Genomic DNA, 19,940 nt, shown 5'->3' on the forward strand with positions numbered 1-19,940 from the left:
CGCGGAAGGGCACGGGCGGCCCGCCCGGGACCCCGGCCCGTACCCGGACCCCGCCGCGCGCGTACGGGTACGCGGGCACGTCGGGGTCGAGCGGGTACGAGGGGTGCTCGTGGCAGGCGGCCGGGCGACCGCGCGTCCGCCGGCGCTCCTCGTGAGGAGCCGACGCCGCGTCAGGCCGCCAGTGCGACCACCGGGGGACCGCGCCCGGCCAGGCAGTGCCGCAGCCAGACGGTACGGTGCCGGTCCACCGCCTCCCACGCGCCGCCGCGTATCGGCCGGCGCGCGCAGGGCACGGCGCCGGCGAGCGCGGCCATCAGCGCCCAGGCGCGGCGCAGCGCGGCGGGCAGCAGCGCGGTCAGCCCCGCGCTGCTCCGCATCGACAGCCGGATCAGCCGCCACAGCGCGGCCTCGCCCCGCCGCAGCAGCAGTCCCGCGATCACGGCAGCCACCAGGTGGCCCAGCAGCATGGGCAGCGAGAGCATCGACGCCAGCATGCAGGCCAGGGAGGCGGGGGAGCCGTGCGCGGCACCGGAGTTGGCGAGCGTCGGCATGCCCGCCATCGGCACCCCCGGCAGGTGCGCGGCGCCGCCGGCGGTGGCGGGATCGAGCCCGGCCCGCAGCACGATCTGCCGCGCGGCCCCCGGAGTGAGGGTCGCCGCATGACCGCCGCACACCAGCCGGGCGGCGACGGCGAGCAGGCCGCCCGAGGAGCCGTGCCCGGCGGAGGCGGCGGATGCCGGGGCCGCCGAGGACACTGCGGCCACCGAGGACGCTGCGGCACCGGCGCACATCTGCCCGGTGCTGAAGACCACGTGCAGGGCGAGCTGCCCGAGGGCGAGCAGCGCGGTGATGCCCGGCAGCCTCCGCTCCCGGCCCGCCAGCGGCGCGACGACGGCGAAGACCCCGAGCCAGCCCAGCGCCAGCGAACCGGCCGGAACGGACGTGCCCGACGCCATGGTGTGCCCTGCCGCCGCGAGCAGCACGCAGACCGCGGTGAACACCGCGGTCCGCAGCAGTCGCACCCCGGCGCCCGCGCGCACGGCGGGCGCGGGTCGGCGAAGGGCGGGGGAAGGCGCAGCCATGACGGCCGTCATCATCTCACTGCCGCGCGGACGCGCCTACGGCGCCCTTCCCTCCCCGCGCACCGGCGCCCACCGGCGTGAACACCCCGCCACTCACGCCCCCTACACCGCCGCATGCCGCTCCCGCATCCGCCGAATGAGCGGCATCACGTCAACATCGCGCTTACGCCAGGCTTTTCGCGGCAATACGTAACCGTATGTCGAGCCGCAGCCAGGAGGCTGGAGCATGAGCATCTGGTGGTCACTCCATTTGCGGCGCGAGGCTGCGAGCGTTCCGCTCGCCAGGAAACTGCTGCTGGGCACCATGGAGACCGCCGGGGTCGACCCCGACATCTCCTTCGACCTCTCGGTGGCCCTTTCCGAGGCGTGTGCGAACGCCGTGGAACACGCCGGTTCGGCCACGGGCTACAGCGTCACCGCGCAGATCGACGGTGACCGCTGCCGCATCGAGGTGGCCGACTCAGGGCCGGGCCTTCCCCGCGACCGCGTCCGCCTGCCGGCCCGGCCGCTGACCCTGCGGGGCCAGCACGCCGAGCACGGCCGCGGACTGTTCCTGATCGAAGCACTCATGGACCATGTGCAGTTCCACGACCGGCCGGGGCACGGCACGGTCGTCGCGTTCGACAAGGTCCTCAAGTGGCGGGAGGACACCCTGCTCAAGGCGTCCTGACCCGCCGTCCCGAAGGGCTCAGGCGGTCAGCCCGGCCATCCACTCCTCGACCTCGTCGGAGCGGCGCGGAAGCCCCGCCGACAGGTTCCGGTTGCCGCTCTCGGTGACCAGGATGTCGTCCTCGATCCGCACCCCGATGCCGCGGTACTCCTCCGGCACCGTCAGGTCGTCCGCCTGGAAGTACAGTCCGGGCTCCACGGTGAGGACCATGCCGGGCTCCAGCGTGCAGTCGACGTACGCCTCGGTGCGCGCCTGGGCGCAGTCGTGGACGTCGATGCCGAGCATGTGCCCGGTGCCGTGCAGCGTCCAGCGCCGCTGGAGGGCGAGTTCGAGGACCCGCTCCGCCGGACCCTCCAGCAGGCCCCATTCGACCAGCCGCTCGGCGAGCACCCGCTGCGCGGCCTCGTGGAAGTCGCGGTAGGCCGCACCGGGCTTGACCGCGTCGATGCCGGCCTGCTGGGCGTCGTACACCGCGTCGTAGATCTTCTTCTGCAGCGGCGAGAACCGGCCGTCGACCGGGAGGGTGCGGGTGACGTCGGCGGTGTAGAGGGAGCGGGTCTCCACGCCGGCGTCGAGCAGCAGCAGTTCGCCGGCCCGGACCGGGCCGTCGTTGCGCACCCAGTGCAGCGTGGTGGCGTGCGGGCCGGACGCGCAGATCGAGCCGTAGCCGACGTCGTTGCCCTCGACACGGGCGCGCAGGAAGAAGGTGCCCTCGATGTAGCGCTCGGAGGTGGCCTGCGCGCGGTCCAGGACCCTGACGACGTCCTCGAAGCCGCGGGCGGTGGAGTCGCACGCCTGCTGCAGCTCGCCGATCTCGAACTCGTCCTTGACCAGCCGGAGCTCCGACAGGAACACCTTCAGCTCGCCGTCCCGCTCGCCGGTGGTCTTGTCGGTGAGGGCCGCCTCGATCCCCCCGTCGTGGCCGCGCACGACCCGGACCGGGCCGGTGGCCTCGCGCAGCACGTCGGCGACGGTGCGGACGTCCTTGCACGGCAGGCCGAGCAGCTGCTCGCCCTCGGCCGGGCTGTTGCGGCGCCCGACCCACAGCTCGCCCTGGCCGTCCAGCCAGAACTCGCCGTTCTCCCGGTCGGAGCGCGGCAGCAGGTAGGCGGTGGCGTCGTGGCCGCCCGCCTCGCGCGGCTCCAGGACGAGGACCGCGTCCTGGGTCTGGTCGCCGGTGAGGTGGACGTACTCCGTCGAGGCGCGGAAGGGGTACTCCGTGTCGTTGGACCGGGTCCGCAGGTTGCCCGCGGGCACCACGATGCGCTCGCCCGGGAAACGCGCCGACAGCGCGGCACGGCGGGCGGCGGCATAGGGCGCCTGCGCTATCGGCTCCAGGCCGCGCCGCTCGGTGTCGGCCCAGCCCGACTTCATGCTCGCGGCGAGCTCGTCGGACACCATCGGGTAGAGCCCGTTCTTGCGCTGCTTGATCGGGCGGTCCTGCCCGTCGGCCGCCGCGGTGCCGTCCGCCGCCTCAGCGGCCTCCTGCGCCACGCCGGCTTCCTCCCCGCTGCCCCCTGCGGTGTCCTGCCTGTCCCCGGCCTTCGCCACGTCCCGCCTCCTCAGAAATGAACCTTTCGTCCATCGTATGGGCGCGCCGCGGCGGCGGGGGGAGCGCCTCCCGGCCGCGGGGGTCAGTCGCCGAAGCGCACGGCCAGCAGCACCAGGTCCTCCACGTGCTCGGCACGGTCCCGTCCGTCCGGGAAAAGGGTGCGCAGCACATGGTCGGCCAGCACCTCGGGATCGGCCCGCACGCTCCTGGGCGCGGCCTGCGCCGCGGAGTGCAGCCGGGCCAGCGCGCGGTCCGCGGGCTCACCGGTGCGGTGCAGCAGCCCGTCGGTGTAGAGCAGGACGCTCTCGCCCGGCCGGAGCACCAGCTCGGCGCAGGGCGCCTCCCAGCAGCTCAGCATGTTCAGCGGCGCGGACAGCGAGGTCTCCAGGTACTCGCAGCGCCGGTCGCCGACCACCAGCGGCGGGCAGTGCCCGGCCCCGGCCATGACCAGCTTGTGGCCGCCGCCCTGCAGCGCGGTGACGTACGCGAACAGCGCGGTGGCCGAGCGGGTCGGCTCGGCCAGCCGCATCAGCAACTCGAGGTCGGAGAGGACCGCTACCGGGTCCTCGCCCTCCATCACCGCGTACGCCCGCAGGGACGCGCGCAGCCGCCCCATCGCGGCGACGGCTCCGGGGCCGGCGCCGGTCACCCCGCCGACGGACAGCCCGAGCGCGCCTTCGGGCAGCGGCAGCGCGTCGTACCAGTCGCCGCCGCCGCGCGGGCCCGTGGTGTGGCGGACGGCCATCCGCAGACCGGGCACCCGCGGCAGCCGGGCCGGCAGCAGTTCCTCCGTCAGCGCCCGGGCCGCGGCACGGGCCCGGCCCAGTGCCAGGCAGCGCGCCACGTGCTCGACGGCGAACCGCAGGTAGAGGGTGACCAGCCGGTGCTGGCGGTCGGCGGGTTCTGCGGGCTCGTCGTAGAACCAGACGGCCGTGCCGAGGCGCCCGCCGGAAGGGTGCCCGAGCGCGGCGGGGTGCGGCCCGGCGGCGTGTCCGGGGCCGGCGCTCTCCGCGACCAGCGGCACCGCGAAGCTCGCGGCCAGCCCGAGCTGCGCGGCGACCTCGCGGTACCGGGTGGTCGGGCCGGGGCCGTGCATCAGATCGCGCAGGACCCTTTCGGCGGAACCCGCGCCGAGCGGGACCGTCTCCAGGGAGCCGAGCTCGCTGCGGCCCAGGCCGAGGCCGACGCTGGTGCCCGGGCCGAAGCCGTCCGCCGGGTCCAGGGCGATCAGGCCGCGCCGGGCGCCCACCAGGGTCGCGCCCGCCCGCAGCACCTCGTGCAACGCGTCGTCGAGCTCGGCGGTGCGCGCGAGCCGCTCGGTCAGCTCGTGCAGCAGCGACAGGTCGCACACCCAGGCGGCGAGCCGGTCCTGGACGGCGAGGGAGCGGTCGGGAGTGCCGCGGGGCGGCATCGTGCCGGCGCCCAGGTTCGGTGCGGGGGGCACCGGGATCGGGGCGACCGGTGGTGTGGTGGAGGCGACGGAGGCGACGGGGAGGGAGGTCGTGGCGGTGGAGGCCGTGGTGGTCGTGGTGGCGCCACTGGGCGCGGCGGGCGCGGGGACAGGGGCGTCAGTGTCCGCCTGGACAGGAGTGGACGGCTCGCTTCCGGCCACTTTTCTGACGCGTGCGGGGCTCACGGCCGGAGGCTTCCGGCCGGTTGCCGGCGGGCGGGGCAACCAGCATTTTTCGTCCGCAATGCGCGGAGCATCTGCATGAATAGCATCGCAAACCCCCATGTCGTTCTGCGCTGCTGTCAAGGACCCCACTTCTACACGCACGATCGTGGGCATGTCCAGGATTGTCCCGGTACAGGGAGTGGTGTCGGAAGCGTGCCCCGGACGGCCGTATGGCGGTGATGTTGGCCGGAAACAGCCACCCCCGGTATATGCGCACGGTCGACTGGGCCCAGCCAACAGCGCGTCATTTTGCGGGTGATGGGTAGGAACCCGAAGTCCGGCTCAAGCGTCGTAGTACGTATACAGTTGACGGCCGACCCAACCCCGGGTGGCGAGGGGTGCTGGGTCCGACGCGGACCATGACACATGGACCGCGACCAGGGCACAGCGAGATCACAGCAGTTCGAAAGCGCCGGTTGTGCGCCACCCTTCGCCACGTTCCACGCTCGGCTGGCAGTGCGATGTGCTGCCTCAAATGCGGTGTGCTCGACAGTTACGTTGTGCAGTGGGCAGATCCCTGGGCGTTAACGGAAAGGAACGAGCGCTGATGCGCGAGATCCTCGGAAGGCGACGCAAGATCTCTCTTCGGCGGAAGGAGCGGACCGCGTTCCTCGACGCGGCGCTGACCTACGCCGAGCAGTGGCAGTGGCGCGTGGTACCCGGTGTCGGACTCGACGGGAGAGCCGCGCGGCGTGCCGCCGGCACTCCTGCCTGCGGCTGCGGGCGGCCCAACTGCCCGGTCCCCGGCGCTCACCCGGTCGAACCCGGACTTCTCGCCGCGACCCGCGACCCGCGCATGGTCCGCTGGTGGTGGACCTCCCGGCCGGACGCGCCGGTGGTGCTGGCCACCGGCGACCGCGTCTCCGCGGCGAGCCTGCCCGCGACGGCGGGCGCGCGCGCCCTGGGCGCGATGGAGACGCTGGGCTGCCGGCTCGGCCCGGTCGTGGCCACCCCGACCCGCTACGTCTTCCTCGTCGCCCCCTACTCGCTCGCCGAACTCGGCGAACTCCTCGACAGCCAGGACTGGGTTCCGACCTCGCTGCGCTATCACGGCGACGGCGGATACGTGGCGCTGCCGCCGGCCGGCGGCGCGTCCGGACCGCTGGCGTGGGTCCGCCCCCCGGTCGTCCCGGCCGGTGAACGCACGCCGTGGCTGCCGCGGATCGACGCGCTCGTCGACGCGCTGGTCCGTGCCGGTCGCACCGCCCCCGACGGGGACCGACTGCGCTACTGAGCGGCCTCTGACGGGGTACAAGCCGGGGTGTCGCCGGATCCGCCACCGGTGGCCCGGCGTTATGTTCGGCCGGACCCCAGATGTCGAGTGCAGGTGAGTCCTTTGAAGTCACAGCAGCCGTCTGACGCTTCGGACCAGCGGGGGCACGACCGGGACCGGCACCAGGAGCAGGAGCGGGTCCGGGCGGACGGCCTCCGCAAGGTCGCGGTGGCGAGCGCCGCCGCGCTCGCCGCCGTCCTCGCGTTCGCGGTGGCGACCGCCGGCTCCGAGCACGGCGTCACGCACCGGGGCAACGCCGGCCACAGCACGACGTCGAACCGCGCGTCGTCCGACGAATGAGATGACCGTGCCCGACCGCGTCGGCGGCCGGGTCCTTGCGGTGCGGCCCCTGTGCGGGTGGCTGCCGCGGGCCGCTGCCGGGGCGCCTCCGGGCGCGCGACGGGATCGGTGCCCGTGAGCGCGCCGCACGACGGAATACGTCGGTCCAGGACGGGCCGGGGCATGGAAAGGCCCGGTCGCTGGCGACGGGGGATGCACCAGCGACCGGGCTGTTCAAACGGTAACAAGACTTCGTCCGTTAGCAAATTCCCCGATCGGGGGAGAGCCCCACGACCCGGTGTTTCCAGGGAAGTTGTGATCGGAATCACTGAGCGACCGCTTGGTCGGGACCAATCCGGGGGCCTCGCCGGGGAGACCCCCGATCCCGACGCCGGTCAGCTCAGGGTGATCTGACGGTTGGTGAAGCCGCTGCGCGCCCTGCGCTCCTCCGCAGTCAGCGGTCCGGTGCGGGCGAGCGTCTCGGTCAGCCGCTCCTCGAAGGCCGCCGCCGGCTTCTCCACGTCCTCCGCCGACATCCCGACCGGCAGGTCCCACACCGGCACCACCAGGCCGTGCGCGCGGAAGGACCCGACCAGCCGGGTGCCGTCGCCGAGCCCCGAGGCCCCGGCGGCGTGCAGCCGGGCGAGAGCGTCGAGCAGCGCCTCCTCCGGGTGCGGCATCACCCAGCGCAGGTGGTTCTTCTCCGGCGTCTCGCACCAGTACGCGGCCGCCACACCCGTCAGCCGGACCGTGGGGATCGCCGCCTCGTTCGCCCGCTCCAGGGACGCCGCCACCTCGCCGGTGGCCGCGTTCGCGTCCTCCAGCCAGAACTCGAAACCGCTGTGGACCTCCGGCTCGAACGGCGCGGACAGGTCGAGCAGATCCTGCAGCCGCGGCCCGTCCGGTGCCGGGCGGCGGCCCTCCACCGGGTTGCCGGGCTCCGCCTCCAGGGCGCGCGTCAGGGTGTCGGCCAGGTCGCGGCTGATGTCACCGCTGGACGCGTCGTTCTGCAGGCCGAGCAGCACCGCGCCGGTGTCGCGGCGCAGCCCCGGCCAGGCCATCGGCAGCACGGTGCCGAGCGTCACCGAGGGCACGCCCGCGGGCAGTTCGGCCTTGAGGGTGAGGGGCACGGTCGCGGCCGGCACCAGCTCGCGCAGCGCGACCCAGTCGCACTCCCCCGGCAGCCCCTCGAACGGGCGGCGCACCAGCTCGGTGACGGCGTGCGCCGCCTCCCGGCCGTGGCACGCCTTGTACCGCCGCCCCGAACCGCACGGGCACGGCTCGCGCGCGCCGACGACGGGTACGGCATCGCCTGCCGCCGTCTGCCGGCTCCTGGATGTGGTCGCGGTCGCGCGCTTCTTGGCCATGCTCGGTGTCTCCCGGTCTCTCCCGGTACGGCGTTCCTCGGGCCTGCGAGCCTAGCGCTCACCGGCCCCCGCTCCTGCCCGCGACGGGCGTGGTGCGCCGTGAAGCGAGGGTGACGGGGCGGGAATCGGCCACGGAGGCGGGGCTCGACGCGTGCGGGTCCGGCGCATGAGGGCCCGACGCATGCGGGCGCGCGGGCCGGCCGACACCTGGGTCGAGGCCGGGGCTCTAGCCCAGGTCGTCCAGCGACTCGGCGAGGTCGAGCGGGAGGCCGAGGGGGACGCCCAGCGGAAGGCCGATGCCGGTGCCCACGGAGTCGTCGCGGCGCGCGTGCCTGCCGCGGATCGGCAGCAGCGCCCACACCGTCACCTCGCCCGGCGCGTCGCGTACACCCCAGCGCAGGGCGAGGCTGCCGACTATGCCCAGGCCACGACCGCCGTGCGCGCTCAGCGACGGGCTCGACGGGCGGGGCCGGGTCGGGCCGCCGCCGTCGGTGACCTCCAGGACCAGCAGCCCGCCGTCGTCCACCGACCAGGCCGCGCGTATGCCGCGGTCGTCCTCCGCGGGGTCCGCACGGTCGGGGCGGACCGGATGGCGCGCGGGCGTCTGCACGCCCGCCCGCTCCTCCGGTCTCCGCACGTCGCCGCCGGTCCGGCCGCTCCGAAGGGTCGCTCCGCTGCGGCCCGGGCCTTCGTACGCCCCGTCGCTCAGCGGGCGGGCGTGCCGGCACGAGTTGCTGATCAGCTCCGAAAGGATCAGGACCGCGTCATCGGTCACCGGATCCGGAACCTCCCGCGCGCGCAGATCCGCGCGCAGCCTGCGTCTTGCTTCCGCGACGCCCCTCGGACCATGGGGTAGGGCCATGGTCGTGGACGTCGGCACCTCCTGCGCCACCATCGACGACACCCCCGAGACCTCCCTATTCACCCCACGCCACAGGGTGGATGCCCCTTGGGGCCTGAGCGGAAACAGGCCAAGCCCGATCCTTTACGGCACACTGACGGCTGAAATGGGACACGCGGTCGCCCGGGGCACGATCCGGCGCGACGCGTGACGATCCGGCGGGCGGGGTGTACGCCTCGCGCGCGACCGTGGCGGCAACGCCCCGGACGGCGTCGAAGGCGGTGACGGGCGACGAGAGCGACGGCGAGGGCGGCAGCGACGGCGACGGGGGCCATGCGTCCGGGCGGGCCCCTGACCAGGCGCGTACGCCGTCCCGGAACTGCTCCCGGGCCCCGCTTCGCGGGTGCGGCTGTCCCGCTCCCGGCACATGTCCCGCTTCCCGCGCGCGTCCCGCTCCCGGCTGCCGTCCCGCTTCGTGCGCTCGGGTCAGCGGCCGAGCTGGGCCAGGACGTGGCGCGGCCTGTTGGTGATGATCGCGTCGACGCCGAGCCGCGCGCACAGCTCGACGTCCTCCGGGCGGTCCACCGTCCAGACGTGGACGCGGTGCCCCGCGCGGTGCAGGCGCGCCACGTACCCGGGATTCGCGCGGACGATCCGCATGCTCGGCCCGGCGATCCCGACGCCCGCCGGCAGCCGCCCGTCGCGGTAGCGCGGCGAGACGTACTGCATCAGGTAGACCGTCGGCAGCCCGGGCGCGGCGAGGCGGACCCGGCGCAGCGAGCGGGCGGAGAAGCTCATCACCCGCACCTGGGAGGACGTACCGGGCGCGGGGCGATCCAGCCCGTACCGTCCCAGCAACTCCAGCAGCCGTTCTTCCACCTGTCCGGCCCAGCGGGTCGGGTGCTTCGTCTCGATCGCGAGCTCGACCCTGCGGTCGGTGTCCGCCACCAGTTCGAGCAGCCGCCGGAGGGTGAGCACCCGGCTGCGCTCGCCCGGGTCGCCCGGACCGCCCCGGCCACTGCCGCGCAGGCCCCGGTCGGCGTCCTCGTCGAACTCCCGATCGAATTCCCCGTCGAACCGCTCCGGCGCCTCGTGGTCGGCGTTCTGCCCCTTCCAGGAGCCGAAGTCCAGCGCCGCCAGATCGGCCAGTTCCATGGACGACACGGCACCACGGCCGTTGGACGTACGGTTGACGCGCCAGTCGTGCACGCACACCAGTTCGCCGTCCGCCGTCAGCCGGACATCGCATTCGAGCGCGTCCGCCCCGTCCTCGATAGCCTTCCGGTACGCGGCGAGCGTATGTTCTGGTACGTCCTCGGAAGCGCCCCTGTGGGCGACGACCTGGACCGGCCGTCCCTCCGGGTACGGCTCAGGGGCCACGCGCGCAAACGTCACCGGGCCATGGTGCCACCGTGCGGCCGGCGGCCACGTACCGCGCGACCGGCGGCTGTGCCGTCCGGGGCACGGGCGAGGGCGCCGTGCGGTGCGGCCGCGCGCGGCACACAGCTACCCCTTACGGCGGTCCGACACGCCGTAGGAAATGCTGTGTCCACGACGTGATCGGTCCCCTGTCTTCTGTCGTTCGTCATGACCCTGAGGAGAAACGCTGTGAGCACCGAGAACGAGGCCGGGTCGTCCGTACCGGCTGCGGAGTCGGCGGCTGCGCCCGACGGTGCCCCGGCTGCGCAGGTCCCGGCGGCCCCCGCGGCGCCGCCTGCTCCTGCCCCCGCGGACCACGTGCCGGCGCAGGCGCAGGACCGCGACGCCGAGCCGGCCCCGGCGCCCCGCGCCGATGCCGCTCCCGGCTCCTCCGCCCCTGCCGCCCCCGGGTCGCAGGGCTTCTCCGGTTCCGGCGAGCAGCGCACCGAGGTGCTGCCGACCCAGGCGCCCCCGCCGGTCGGCCCGCCGTCGCCGTACGGCCCGCCGCCGAGCGAGCTGGCCGGAGGTGCCCCGGGCAGCTCCTCGCCGTTCGACCGGAAGGCCGGTGCGCCGTCGTACGAAGCGCCGCAGCACCAGCCGCAGCCTCCTCAGCCGCCGTACTACCAGCAGCAGCCGCCCGCGGCGCCCGCACCCGGCTACGGGGTTCCCACGCCGTCGCCCTACGGCGCGCCCCAGGCCGGCCACCCGGGCCAGCCCGGCGCGCAGGGACCCGAGCACCAGGGCCAGGGCGGCCAGGAGGGCCAGCCCACCCCGGTGAACGACCCGTACGCGGTCCCGTCGACCCCCTCCTACGCCACCCCGCAGCCCGGCCCCGGCGGCCCCGGCTCGCCCGGCGGCCCGGTGTGGGGCACCCCGATGCCCCCGAGCTCGCCGTCCGGCGACGGGCGCGGCCGGCGCCGCATCGGCAGCATGGTCGCCGCGGTCCTGGTCGCGGCCCTGGTGGCCGGCGGCGTCGGCGGCGGCATCGGCTACTACGCCGCGAAGCACAACGACGACTCGGGCTCCACCACCGTCTCCGCCGCGAGCAGCAGCAAGGCGCTCAACCGCGCGCCCACCTCCGTGGCGGGCATCGCCAACAAGGTGCTGCCCAGCGTCGTCACCATCAAGGCGCAGAACAGCCAGGAGAGCGACACCGGCACCGGCTTCGTCTTCGACAAGCAGGGCCACATCCTCACCAACAACCACGTGGTCGCCCCGGGCGCCGACAGCGGCAAGCTCACCGTCACCTTCTCCAACGGCAAGACCTACGACGCCTCGATCGTCGGCCGCGCCCAGGGGTACGACGTCGCCGTCATCAAGCTGAAGAACCCGGGCAGCGTCAAGCTCAGCCCGCTGCCGCTGGGCAACTCCGACCAGGCCGCCGTCGGCGACGCCACCATCGCGGTCGGCGCGCCGTACGGTCTGTCCGGCACCGTCACCACCGGCATCGTCTCGGCCGTCCACCGTCCGGTCGCCTCCAGCGACGGCGAGGGCAGCAGCGCCTCCTACATGAGCGCCATCCAGACCGACGCCTCCATCAACCCGGGCAACTCCGGCGGCCCGCTGCTCAACGCCGCGGGCGCTGTGATCGGCATCAACTCCGCGATCCAGCCCGGCGGCACCTCCTCCCCCGGCAGCCAGGGCGGCAGCGTCGGCCTCGGCTTCGCCATCCCGATCAACCAGGCCAAGCGGGTCGCCGACCAGCTCATCCAGACCGGCCAGCCGGTCTACCCGGTGATCGGCGTGAGCCTCAACACGCAGTACGAGGGCGACGGCGCCGAGATCTCCACGGACTCCAGTTCGGCGATCTCCGCCAACGGTCCCGGTGAGAAGGCGGGCCTCAAGCCCGGCGACGTCATCACCAAGTTCGACGGCACCCTGGTCGACAGCGGCGAGACCCTGATCGGTGAGATCTGGCAGCACAAGCCGGGCGACCAGGTCACCCTGACCTACACCCGCGACGGCTCCACCCACACCACCACCGTCACCCTCGGCAGCCGCAAGGGCGACAGCGACAGCTGACCCCCCTCACCCCCGCCCGGCAACCCGATACGCTGTCCCCCACGGTGTCCCCCTTCCCGGGGCCACCCGGGGAGGCTTGCCCGAGCGGCCGAAGGGAACGGTCTTGAAAACCGTCGTGGCAGCGATGTCACCGTGGGTTCAAATCCCACAGCCTCCGCAGAGGTAGTTCTTGGCAGGACCTGATGGGGCGCCCCACCTGATGGGGCGCCCCATCGGCGTGTTCGGGGTCATCTTGGACCGCCCGTGTTCCGCCCTCGACCCGTGCGCGTGGACCAGGTGTGGACCGAGTCGGGACGCTCGGCGGAAGCGCTGGAAGGTTGTTTGGCGTCCTTCGATGAGTCGACCTCCCCAACGGGGACGAGGGCAGGACCCCACGTTCGACCGCGTGGCGGAGCACGTTGCCGGACACCGTGGACTTCCGGTGGACGGTCGTGACCGCTGCTTGTCTCCCAGCCAAGGTGAGCGGCAGGGGGTCGAGAGCGGTACGTAGGTGGGGCCGTGCGGGCGGCTCAGGCTCAGCGCCAGCCGAGCTGGGGTGCCACGTGGGTGAGGATGCTCTCCAGCACGTGGGTGTTGTATGCGACCCCGAGCTGGTTGGGGACGGTCAGCAGCAGGGTGTCCGCGGCCTGGACGGCCTCGTCCTCCCGGAGCAGCTTCACCAGCGTGTCCGGCTCGGCGGCGTACGACCGACCGAAGATCGCCCTGGTGGTGTCGTCGATCATGCCGACCTGGTCGCGCGACTCGCGGTCGTGGCCGAAGTAGGCCCGGTCCAGGTCGTTGGTCAGGGCGAAGATGCTGCGGCTGACCGACACCCGCGGTGTGCGGGCATGGCCGGCCGCCCGGTACGCCTCACGGTACGTCTCGATCTGCTTGCGCTGCTGGACGTGCAGCGGCTCGCCCGTCTCGTCGTCCTTCAGCGTGGAGCTCTGGAGGTTCATCCCCAGCTTCGCGGCCCACACGGCCGTCGCGTTCGAGCCGGAGCCCCACCAGATCCGGTCGCTCAGCCCCTCAGAGTGCGGCTCGACGCGCAGCAGCCCCGGCGGGTTCGCGAACATGGGGCGCGGGTTCGGCTGGGCAAAACCCTCGCCCTCGATCACCTTGAGGAAGGTTTCGGTGCGGCGGCGCGCCATGTCCGCGGCGTTCTCGCCCTCGGCGGGGGCGTAGCCGAAGTACCGCCAGCCGTCGATCACCTGCTCCGGGGACCCGCGGCTGATGCCGAGTTGCAGCCGGCCACCGGAGATGAGGTCGGCGGCCCCGGCCTCCTCAGCCATGTACAGCGGGTTTTCGTACCTCATGTCGATCACGCCGGTGCCGATCTCGATCTTCGAGGTCCGCGCGCCGATGGCCGACAGCAGCGGGAACGGGCTGCCCGCCTGCCGCGCGAAGTGGTGTACCCGGAAGTACGCGCCGTCCACGCCGAGCTCTTCCGCAGCGACCGCCAGATCCATCGACTGGTGCAGGAAGTCGGCTGCGGTACGGGTGCCGGAGTGCGGGTTCGGCGACCAGTGTCCGAAGGAGAGGAATCCGATCTTCTTCACACTCCGCACAGCGTCCGGCGGCCCTGTTTGATTCCCCGGGCGGATCGAACACACAGGTCACGGTGGCGGTGGGCCGCCGGAAGGGCTCCCACCGCCCGAGCCCGCGGTCAGGCGTGCGCGCTGATGATGCCGCCGTTGCTGAGCACGATGGAGATGCCGTTGGCGTCGAGGCCGACGTCTTGCTGGTCGGTCTCCACCGTGGCGTCGACCTCGCCCTCGTTGCCGAGGATCTGCGCGCGGTACCGCAGTTCCCCGATCTTCGTGACCTTGGCCGTCCAGCCGCCCGCGAGCTTGAAGGTGCCCGGGCCCTGATGCCCGCCGCCCATCCAGGAGTGGATGGTGCCGTCCAGCGACAGCTCGATGAACATGTCGTTGGCATCGAGCCCCGCGTCGTGTCCGTGGGTCTCCAGCGTGACGAAGAGTTCGCCCTTGTCGTCGACGACCTTGGCGCGGTAGTGCTCGTCGCCCAGCCGGTAGATCTCGGCCTTGCTGCCGTCCACCAGGGTCTGGGTGCGGATCGGCTTCGCCGTCTTGGTCGAGGCTGCCGGTGCCGCGGGGGGTGTGGCCGGTGCGGCGGCGGGCGGGGCGGTGGGAGCAGTCCCGTTCGGGGCGGGCGCGTTGCCGGAGCCGGCCAGGTTGCCCGAGGGCTGCGGCGTGCTGGACGGATCGGCGGCGCCGCTGGAGGAACCGGCGGCGCTGGATGCCTTGGCGCTGTTGGCCGGCGTGCTCGCAGCCGAGTGGGACGAGCCGCACGCGGTGAGGAGCAGGGCGGCGGAGCCGAGGGCGACACTGGCGAGCGCGGTACGGCGGATCATGATTTCCCCTAGCGATGAGCTGGTCACTTGCATCGGCTGACACGAATGAGGACCGTGAGTTCTCTGAGGGGGTTTCCGCTGTGGGCCGCCTGTGACGGGACGGTGACCGCTGTCACAGGACGAGGAGAAACGGACGGCGCTACTTCGACGCACCCGCGGTGGGCTCCTGGCAGCGCTGCAGCCCTTCCGGCGTGTAGCAGGGGAGATGGCCGCCAGCGGTCAACAGGTCCTGGCCAACGCCGCGGAGGGTGAAGTTCAGGAAGCTGGCGGCGAGGGAATCCGCGGGTGGGAGGCCGGAGGTGTAGGCGTACTCGATCTCGGTGAACGGGTAGTTGGCATCGGCCACGGCCTGCGGCGCGGGTGCCTGCCCGTCGATGGTCAGAGTGCGCACCCCCGCGGACGAGGCGGCGGCGCGCACCTCGCTGTAGCCGATGGCTCCCGGCAGCCGGGCGACGGTCCCGAGGACCTCGGCGGTGCTGTCCAGCTCGCAGCGAATCACCCGGTCGGACGGGGAGTTCTTGTGCCGGCAGTCGCGCGAGGTGAAGGCCGGCTCGCCCCGGCCACCGAGTATCCGGCGGCGGAAGATGTCGCGGGTGCCCGAGTCGGCGGTGCGGCTGACGAGGAGGATGGGCAGGTCGGGGCCGCCAAGCCGGTCCCAGTTGGCGATGTCCCCCCGGTAGATCGCCCGTATCTGACCCGTCGTCAGGTTCGTGACCGGCACGTCGTTGTTGGCCACGAGCGCGAAGGCGATGACGGCGACGCGGTGGTCCCGCAGGTTCGGGTAACTGCCGTCCGGCTTGGGGCCGTCGGACATGGCGATCACCGCCGGCGCGGTGCCTTTGCCGGTCTCCGCGCCCGCGTCCGCGAGTTGCCGCACGCCCTGCTCGCTGCCCTGGGCGGCCACCGTGACCGTGGAGCGCGGGCACTGGGACTCGTACTTCCGCGCGATCTGCTGCATGACCGGGGCGAACGCCGTGGAGCCGGTGACCTTGAGCCGCCCGGTGGCGCAGTCCATCGGCGGCGGGGTGTCCTTGCCCACGATGATGATGCCCGCAAGCACCGTGACGCAGACGGTCAGCATGACGGTGATCAGCCGGCTGGGCCGGCTGAACAGCGGCGGCTTCTCGTCCATCGGGACCGAGCGGTTGGGCTTCACCCGGCCGCCCGCGATCCCGCCGGTGATCTCGACCCGGGAGCGGACCGGACCGCCGGTGAGCCGGATCAGCAGCTTGTAGTGCTCGCCCGGGTTGAGCGGCACGCGCGGCAGGAAGACCTTGTTGTCCCGGTGGCGTACGCCCGTCGCGTCCGCCGACAGCCTGAAGTGCTCGATCAGGCCGCTGGGATCGGGCTGGGTGACGGCGGCGCTCTGCACGTGCCGACCGCTGAACTGGACGGTGAGGCCCCGCTGTTCGTCGCGGTCGGTGTAGTCGCCGTGCCGGATGTCCTCCGCGCCGTCGTTCTCGATGCGCAGCAGGACCAGCGTGGCCTCGGGCATCCGGGGCAGCGCGCTGAACAGTTCGTTGTCGCTGTCGACGGCGATGTCCATCTGCACGCGGTAGCCGATGCTCTTGCCGCGGACGAGGCGTTCGTACCAGACGACGCCGATCGACACCCCGACGCCGATCAGCGCGGTGACCAGGGCCACGATGTTGTCGGCGCTCAAGTAGTCGCCCATGATCGGCTCGTCCCCCATGACGGCGCTCGTGCTGCGGTGCGCGGGTGTGCGGCGCGCGGTGTGCGCCCGCACCGGCGGTCGGCCCGTTCGGGCGTGCGGCGAGGTCAGCCCGCCGGCTGGGAGTGCTGGAGGTGGCGGAAAGTCGACTTCCAGCCGGATCCCACGTTCAGGACGTGCAGTTGGCTGCCGCTCGGGCCGAGGTCCAGCGCGGCGATCCCCTCCACCTCGTCGTCGGGCTGGACGTCCTGCGCGAAGGTGCGGTTGACCGCCTCCAACTCGACCGGTGGCACGTCCTGTTGTTCGTGGACGGCATCCATTGCAGCAGTGCGTGGGCGAGCGGCACACCGGCCGCAGATGAACTCTGGCCGACGGGAGCGGGGCGGCGGTGGCAGAGGTTCATCCGCCGGGTTGAGCACGGAAAATGATTGATCATCCCGTATGTCCCTCGCCTCACGTGCGGGGTTGACGCGTGTAGCTGTGAACCAGAGTGACCAGCGGGTATCAAAGAGGTTGAATTTTCTCTAAAAGTATCTTGACGAACCGTCACCACCGGGGCAATCTGGCCGATCTGGATACCGATTCTTTGCCTCCAGGGGGTAGGGGGATTCGAGAGGCTGGGATCGGTTTCCCGATGGTTCGGCGGACGGAACGGGCTTCACGCGGCGTGAAGTCAGCCGAGCGGAATCGGCCCGAGGTGTGGGGGCGCACCCGGGATTGATGGGGGTCGTGCGTGCTGGAAGGTCCGGGAGGAGAGCCACCCGGATTCCTCGCAACCATCGGCGCCCGCCGATGTCCCGATCCGGTGCAACGCGTCGCATCCGCACGCGAGTTCCGGGTGGGGCGCGCGACGGATCAGGAACGAAAACATTCGATCACGTCAGGGCTTCCGGCCGTTCCGGGAGCCGCAGGGCAATATCTTCTGGCCGTGGGGGAAGCGCGTTGCTGCGCCATTGAAGAACGTCACGTCGAAAGACGTGTGTCGCGGTCCGGTAGCTCAGTTGGCAGAGCGGGGGACGTCGGTCCCTTGGTGGTGGGTTCGAGCCTCACCCGGATCACGCGGGGATGCGCATGGTGCATACGTGCGCAGCTCCAGCAAGGGGGGTGGGGGCGCCGAGTTGCGCCCCGCCAGAACTGAAGGGGAAAACACACCATGCGAAAGATCATGGCTTTCGGTGCCGCGAGTGCCGCTCTGGTCGCGATGGTCGGCGTCACCGCCGCCTCCGCCGACTCCAGTGGCGGCAGCGGTGCGAACTACCATGCGCTCAACCCGTCGAGGATCGCCGACACGCGTACGACCGTCGCCCTGGGGGCCGGCAAGGTGCTGCGCGTCAAGGTGGCAGGCGTCGGTGGGGTTCCGACGTCCGGTGCGACCTCGGCCGAGCTCGACGTGACCGCGACCGGCGCGACGGGCAAGGGGTACCTCGCCGCGTACCCGGACGGCACGACCCGGTCCAGCGCGAGCACCCTCAACTTCACCAAGGGGGTGTCGATCTCCAACACGGGCGCGGTCACCATCGGTACGTCGGGGTACGTCGACATCTACGCGTCCGCGACCACCCAGGTCGTGGTGGACGTGGAGGGGTACTACGCGGCCGCCGCGGCCCAGACCGTCTCCCTCACCACCGCGAACGCGCTCAACGGCGGCCAGACGGTCCTGACGCACGTGGGCGGCAAGGTCGGCGACCCGGGGTTCGCCACGCCCCTCACCAGCGAGGTGACGCTCCCGGCGGGTACGTACCAGTACACGCTCTACGCGGACTTCAGCCGCAAGGCCGGCACCGGTTCCGACAACCCGGACGGGAACAACACGTACGGGACGGCGTTCCTGTGGGCCGACGTGAACGGCGACAACGCGTACGACTGGAAGTCCGGTGAGGCGCTGGGCGGGACCGTCCAGACGGGTCCGGTGCCGGTCGACCCCACGGGCAGCATCGAGCAGCCGGCGAACGGCACCGGGGTCTTCACCCTCACCGCCCCGACCAAGGTGCAGGTCGGTGGCTTCGCCTACAACACCAACACGGGTTCGTACGGGACCGTGGGCCAGCCCGGTGAGGGGGACTTCTCCTTCCTCGGCTCGACCGCGAGCTTCATCAAGCTCAACGTCGGCTGACAACCGGCCCTTGATGGACGTCGGTTGGCAGCTGATGGCTGACAGCTGACGAGTGACCGGTCGTCGGGGCGGCGGTGTCGAAATCGGCACCGCCGCCCCGATCCCGCGTGGGAGCCCCCCGACGGAGCCCCGCACGGATCGCGCTCAGGCGTCCTCGACCGCGTCGTAGCGTGCCAGCATCGGGCGAAGGGGCTGCTCCCCGCTGTCCGGCAGGAACGCGCGCACCGCGCCGGCTGCGAGCACCGTACGGGTGCCGGGGACCAGGCAGGTGGCGACGCAGTCCATGGACTGGCCGGAGTTCTTCTTCGAAGGTGAGGGCGAGGGCGAAGTCGACGACGGTGCGGCCGACTTCGCCGCCGAGGAAGAGGGTTGCTCGGGCGGACCCGGCACATCCGCGGGGAAGCCCAGGCGGACGATCCTCCCGTCGCCGGTGAGCCGGGTCTGCGAGTCCAGGAGCAGGCTGCCGGTCCCGTCGGGGACCGTGGTGGACGTGCCCACCCCGCGCCCTGTGTACGGGAGTTGGCGCTTCGTCCAGCTGCCTCCGGCGCCGGTCAGCACGATGGTCTGCGGGACGGGCTCGTCGTCGACCTCGCCCTGGGCGAAGTCGTTGGTCCCGAGGGTCCACAGGCGGGCGCGCTCCGCGTCGTGGACGACGGTGTCGAGCTGGGCGCTCGCCTCCGGAGGCACGGGATCGGGGAAGCGGTACGTGGGAGTGTCCAGCCGCTGCCAGCCGCTGGAAGTCCAACGGGCACTCGCCGGCTGCGGATAGCAGGGATCGGCTCCGCAGTTGTCCGCCACCGACCCCTCGTTTCCCACCACCCAGGCCTGCGGGGTGCCGTCCGGGGTCGCGGGCCGGAAGGCGGTGATCGACCGCGCGTTGAAGGGGAGTTCGGGCAGGTGCCAGCTCTCCCCGTTCCAGTGGAGCGTCTTCCCGTCGACGCAGAGCCACAGGTGGCGTGGGCCCGCCGCGGCGAGCCAGGGTCCGTCGACACCGCCGCCCCAGGACAACTGGCCTTTCGCCACCGGTGGAGTGGGCAGGGCCCGCCACTTCTCGCCGTTCCAGTGGTACGCGGACGGAACGGAGGCGTCCGCCGGGCGACTTGCGAGCCAGATGTCGTCGGGACCGCCCGCGGCGAGCGCCCAGGGCATGCCCTCCGGGGTGACCTCGTCCGGCAACGGGTGGCTGTTCCACCGGTTGCCGTCCCAGTGGTCGAGGAACAGCGCGGTCGGGCGCTTGCCGTCCTTCAGACCGCCCTTGGCACCAAGGGCCCACACGTCGTCCGGGGAGGTGACGGCGAGTGCTTGGTACGAGCCGTTCCACGTGTTCGCGAGGTGGGTGTAGCGCCACGCCTTAGGAGTCGAGCGGGCGGAGGCCGCCGTGTCGGCGGGCGGGCCGTCCTCGAGCGGGTCCCGGCCGGTGCTGCCCGGGGCGCCGGTGCCGGAACGGGAAGCCGAAGTCGACGCCCTGCCAGCGGAGTTCGGCGAGCCCGAACCACTTCGCGCGCAGGAGGTGAGTGCTGCGGCTCCGGCGAGGGCGGCCGCACTGAGCAGCGTGCGCCGGGAGGGGACGGCTGCGTTCATGCGGGCCGACTGTACTACGACCGTACGGACACCCTGGGCTG

The 19,940-nt window shown here is 72.7% G+C and carries 16 protein-coding genes and 2 tRNA genes; 7 read left to right on the forward strand and 11 right to left on the reverse strand.

Features of this window, described 5'->3' with window-relative positions; genetic code table 11:
- Nucleotides 1–170: 170 nt before the first annotated feature.
- Entirely contained in the window at nt 171–1,082 is a 912-nt protein-coding gene (locus C4U44_RS13940) for a hypothetical protein (RefSeq protein ID WP_235032062.1), read from the reverse strand.
- Between the two features lie 226 nt (nt 1,083–1,308).
- On the opposite strand from C4U44_RS13940, the gene C4U44_RS13945 reads away from it, so the two are divergent.
- Nucleotides 1,309–1,752: an ATP-binding protein gene (locus tag C4U44_RS13945; protein ID WP_103886077.1), complete on the forward strand. Its 444-nt coding sequence runs from the start codon at nt 1,309–1,311 to the stop codon at nt 1,750–1,752.
- 18 nt (nt 1,753–1,770) lie between these two features.
- On the opposite strand, the gene C4U44_RS13950 is transcribed toward C4U44_RS13945, so the two are convergent.
- Together C4U44_RS13950 and C4U44_RS13955 are read right to left on the reverse strand one after the other, a co-directional pair.
- Nucleotides 1,771–3,246, reverse strand: a complete 1,476-nt coding sequence (locus tag C4U44_RS13950) for an aminopeptidase P family protein (RefSeq protein WP_235032091.1) — start codon at nt 3,244–3,246, stop codon at nt 1,771–1,773.
- A 140-nt stretch (nt 3,247–3,386) separates the two neighbouring features.
- On the reverse strand, nt 3,387–5,093 hold the full coding sequence (locus tag C4U44_RS13955) for a PP2C family protein-serine/threonine phosphatase (protein ID WP_407642833.1): 1,707 nt from the start codon (nt 5,091–5,093) through the stop codon (nt 3,387–3,389).
- 433 nt (nt 5,094–5,526) lie between these two features.
- Here C4U44_RS13955 and C4U44_RS13960 point away from each other — a divergent pair, with 433 nt between their 5' ends.
- Nucleotides 5,527–6,213, forward strand: coding sequence for a bifunctional DNA primase/polymerase (locus C4U44_RS13960; RefSeq protein ID WP_103886079.1), 687 nt, complete (start codon nt 5,527–5,529; stop codon nt 6,211–6,213).
- A 102-nt stretch (nt 6,214–6,315) separates the two neighbouring features.
- Entirely contained in the window at nt 6,316–6,552 is a 237-nt protein-coding gene (locus C4U44_RS13965; RefSeq protein ID WP_103886080.1) for a hypothetical protein, read from the forward strand.
- Between the two features lie 374 nt (nt 6,553–6,926).
- On the opposite strand, the gene C4U44_RS13970 is transcribed toward C4U44_RS13965, so the two are convergent.
- The 3 genes from C4U44_RS13970 to C4U44_RS13980 form a co-directional block, all read right to left on the reverse strand.
- Nucleotides 6,927–7,898 (reverse strand): DUF5926 family protein, encoded by a 972-nt coding sequence (locus tag C4U44_RS13970; RefSeq protein WP_103886081.1) that lies wholly within the window; start codon nt 7,896–7,898, stop codon nt 6,927–6,929.
- A gap of 226 nt (nt 7,899–8,124) precedes the next feature.
- On the reverse strand, nt 8,125–8,802 hold the full coding sequence (locus C4U44_RS13975; protein WP_103886082.1) for an ATP-binding protein: 678 nt from the start codon (nt 8,800–8,802) through the stop codon (nt 8,125–8,127).
- A gap of 423 nt (nt 8,803–9,225) precedes the next feature.
- The gene (locus tag C4U44_RS13980; RefSeq protein ID WP_103886083.1) at nt 9,226–10,134 is read right to left on the reverse strand and encodes a glycerophosphodiester phosphodiesterase; all 909 of its coding nucleotides are present in this window, start codon (nt 10,132–10,134) and stop codon (nt 9,226–9,228) included.
- Between the two features lie 213 nt (nt 10,135–10,347).
- On the opposite strand from C4U44_RS13980, the gene C4U44_RS13985 reads away from it, so the two are divergent.
- Nucleotides 10,348–12,180 (forward strand): S1C family serine protease, encoded by a 1,833-nt coding sequence (locus tag C4U44_RS13985; RefSeq protein ID WP_235032063.1) that lies wholly within the window; start codon nt 10,348–10,350, stop codon nt 12,178–12,180.
- A 70-nt stretch (nt 12,181–12,250) separates the two neighbouring features.
- Nucleotides 12,251–12,337: transfer RNA gene (locus C4U44_RS13990), tRNA-Ser, on the forward strand.
- Nucleotides 12,338–12,695: 358 nt separating this feature from the next.
- Here the strand turns inward: C4U44_RS13990 and C4U44_RS13995 are convergent.
- The 4 genes from C4U44_RS13995 to C4U44_RS14010 all read right to left on the reverse strand — a co-directional run bounded on the left by C4U44_RS13995 (nt 12,696) and on the right by C4U44_RS14010 (nt 16,525).
- The gene (locus tag C4U44_RS13995; protein ID WP_103886085.1) at nt 12,696–13,718 is read right to left on the reverse strand and encodes an LLM class flavin-dependent oxidoreductase; all 1,023 of its coding nucleotides are present in this window, start codon (nt 13,716–13,718) and stop codon (nt 12,696–12,698) included.
- A gap of 107 nt (nt 13,719–13,825) precedes the next feature.
- Entirely contained in the window at nt 13,826–14,533 is a 708-nt protein-coding gene (locus C4U44_RS14000; RefSeq protein WP_103886086.1) for a hypothetical protein, read from the reverse strand.
- A gap of 139 nt (nt 14,534–14,672) precedes the next feature.
- Entirely contained in the window at nt 14,673–16,226 is a 1,554-nt protein-coding gene (locus C4U44_RS14005) for a substrate-binding domain-containing protein (RefSeq protein ID WP_235032064.1), read from the reverse strand.
- Nucleotides 16,227–16,312: 86 nt separating this feature from the next.
- Nucleotides 16,313–16,525 (reverse strand): hypothetical protein, encoded by a 213-nt coding sequence (locus C4U44_RS14010; protein ID WP_103886087.1) that lies wholly within the window; start codon nt 16,523–16,525, stop codon nt 16,313–16,315.
- A gap of 666 nt (nt 16,526–17,191) precedes the next feature.
- On the opposite strand from C4U44_RS14010, the gene C4U44_RS14015 reads away from it, so the two are divergent.
- Both C4U44_RS14015 and C4U44_RS14020 read left to right on the forward strand, forming a co-directional pair.
- Nucleotides 17,192–17,263 (forward strand) — tRNA-OTHER (locus C4U44_RS14015).
- 107 nt (nt 17,264–17,370) lie between these two features.
- Nucleotides 17,371–18,318, forward strand: a complete 948-nt coding sequence (locus tag C4U44_RS14020) for a hypothetical protein (RefSeq protein ID WP_146088265.1) — start codon at nt 17,371–17,373, stop codon at nt 18,316–18,318.
- A 144-nt stretch (nt 18,319–18,462) separates the two neighbouring features.
- On the opposite strand, the gene C4U44_RS14025 is transcribed toward C4U44_RS14020, so the two are convergent.
- Nucleotides 18,463–19,899 (reverse strand): hypothetical protein, encoded by a 1,437-nt coding sequence (locus C4U44_RS14025; RefSeq protein WP_103886089.1) that lies wholly within the window; start codon nt 19,897–19,899, stop codon nt 18,463–18,465.
- Nucleotides 19,900–19,940 lie beyond the last annotated feature (41 nt).

This window comes from Actinacidiphila yanglinensis, assembly GCF_900107965.1.
Classification (GTDB): domain Bacteria; phylum Actinomycetota; class Actinomycetes; order Streptomycetales; family Streptomycetaceae; genus Actinacidiphila; species Actinacidiphila yanglinensis.